Source organism: Streptomyces sp. NPDC087215 (assembly GCF_044744885.1).
Lineage (GTDB): Bacteria > Actinomycetota > Actinomycetes > Streptomycetales > Streptomycetaceae > Streptomyces.
This window is the reverse complement of sequence record NZ_JBIUZD010000035.1, coordinates 1-2,289: the sequence shown is the minus strand read 5'-3', so window position 1 is coordinate 2,289 and position 2,289 is coordinate 1. Positions and strand designations below refer to the sequence as shown.

The window sequence follows — 2,289 nt, the reverse complement described above, 5'->3', positions numbered from 1 at the left end:
CACCTCAACCCCACACCCCCCGGCACCACCGGCGAGCTCTACCTCACCGGACACGGCCTCGCCCACGGCTACCACCACCAACCCACCACCACCGCCACCCACTTCACCCCCAACCCCTACGGACCCCCCGGCACCCGCCTCTACCGCACCGGAGACCTGGCGTACTGGGACTCCGAGGGCCGTCTCCACTACGCGGGGCGCACGGACTCCCAGATCAAGGTGCGCGGCTTCCGGGTGGAGCCCACCGAGATCGAGACCGTCCTCACCGGCCGGCCGGGCGTTCTGGGCGCGGCGGTCCTGGCCCGTCCGGACCGGCACGGGGCCACCCAACTGGTCGCGTACGTGACGGTCGACGATCCGGCCCTCGGCCCGCGGGAGGTCCGCGCGCTGGCCGGAACGCTGCTGCCGGAGCACATGGTCCCGGCGTTCGTCGTGGTCATGGACCGGCTGCCGCTGACCGCCAACGGGAAGATCGACAAGCGGGCCCTGCCGGACCCGGAGCCGGACTCCGTCCGTGGCACGGGCGGGGGCCGGGCGCCGCGCACCCCGGTTGAGGAGATCCTCTGCGGACTGTTCGCGGAGGTCCTCGGCACCCCCGGCGTCCCGGGCGCGGACGACGGTTTCTTCGACCTCGGCGGCCACTCCCTGCTCGCCGCCCGCCTCACCGGACGCATCGCCACCGCGCTCGACGTACGGCTCACCATCCGGGACGTCTTCCAGCACCCGACGCCCGCCGCGCTCGCCCTGCGGCTCGCCACCGAGGGCGGCCGTCCGGCCCTTCCGCCGCTGACCGCGGGGCAGCGCAGCTGCGCGCTGCCGCCGCTCTCGTTCGCCCAGCGGCGACTGTGGCTGATCGCCGATCTGGAGCAGGGCGGCTCCTCGTACAACGTGCCGATGAGCGTGCGCCTGGAAGGGCCGGTGGACGCCGACGCGCTGCGGGCCGCCTTCACCGACCTGATGACACGTCATGAACCCTTGCGCACGGTGTTCGTGCGGGTGGAGGGGGAGCCCCGGCAGCGGGTCCTGTCGGCCGGTCCCGAGCGGCTGGTGTTCGAACGGCGGCGGGTGACTCCGGAAGGGCTGGACGAGGCCGTCGCCACGGCGGCGGGACACGCCTTCGACCCGGCCGTCGAGTGCCCGCTGCGGGTGACGCTCTTCGATCTCGGCGCGGACCGGTACGAACTCCTGGTCCTGCTGCACCACATCGCGACGGACGGGCAGTCCCTCGCCCCGCTCTTCGCGGACCTGTCCACCGCCTACGCCGCCCGGAAGCTGGGTGAGGACACCGAGTGGAAGGACGGACTTCCGCTCCGGTACGCCGACTTCGCGCACTGGCAGCGGCGGGCGCTCGGTGCCGCCGACGACCCGGAGAGCCCGCTGGGCATGGACCTCGCGCACTGGCGGCGCGCCCTCGACGGACTCCCCGAGGAACTGGGGCCGATCTACGACCGGCCCCGGCCCGCCGTGGCCACGCACCGGGGCGGTGTCGTACGGGTCGACTTCGGCGCCGAGCTGTACCGGGGGATCACGGCCCTCGCCCGGCGGGAGCGGTGCACTCCTTTCATGGTGGTGCACGCGGCGCTCGCGGCGACGCTGACCCGGCTGGGCGCGGGGACCGACCTGGCGGTCGGGGCTCCGGTCGCCGGACGCCCCGACGAGCGCCTCGTGGACCTGGTGGGGTTCTTCGTGAACACCCTGGTGCTGCGGACCGACACCTCGCGGGACCCGAGCTTCCGCGATCTGCTCGGCCGGGTGCGGTCCGCCGACCTCGACGCGTACGCCCACCAGGACACCCCTTTCGACCTGGTCCTCGAAGCGGTGAACCCGCGCCGTTCGCTCGCCAGGCACCCGCTGTTCCAGGTGTGCCTGGCCCTGGAGAACGGCCCGACGCCCGGTCCCGAACTCGCCGGGGCACGGACCCTGCGGACGACAGCGGTGTCCAACGGCTCCGCCAAGTTCGACCTGGAGTTCCTGCTCTCCGGGGACGAGGAGGCGGGTCTGACGGGGGCCGTGGTGTACGCGACGGACCTCTTCGACGCCTCGACGGTCGAGCGGACGGCCGGGATGCTGCGCCGGGTGCTGGAACAGGCGGTGGCCGATCCGGAGCGGCTCCTGAGCGGCTTCGCCCTCGTCGACGAGGCGGACCGGCTGCGGCTGCTCGCGGAGGGCCGGGGCAGGGAGGTCGAGATCGGTGACGGGACGCTGGCGGAGCTGTTCGAGGAGCAGGTGAGGCTGCGTCCGGAGCATCCTGCGGTCGTCTTCGGCGAAGAGACCCTGAGCTACCGGGAG

The 2,289-nt window shown here is 73.5% G+C and carries 1 protein-coding gene; it reads left to right on the top strand.

The window, feature by feature from the left end; all coding sequences use genetic code 11:
- Positions 1-2,289 (top strand): condensation domain-containing protein (locus ACIO92_RS34100; protein WP_402596827.1); only part of this gene is annotated, 2,289 nt, incomplete at both ends.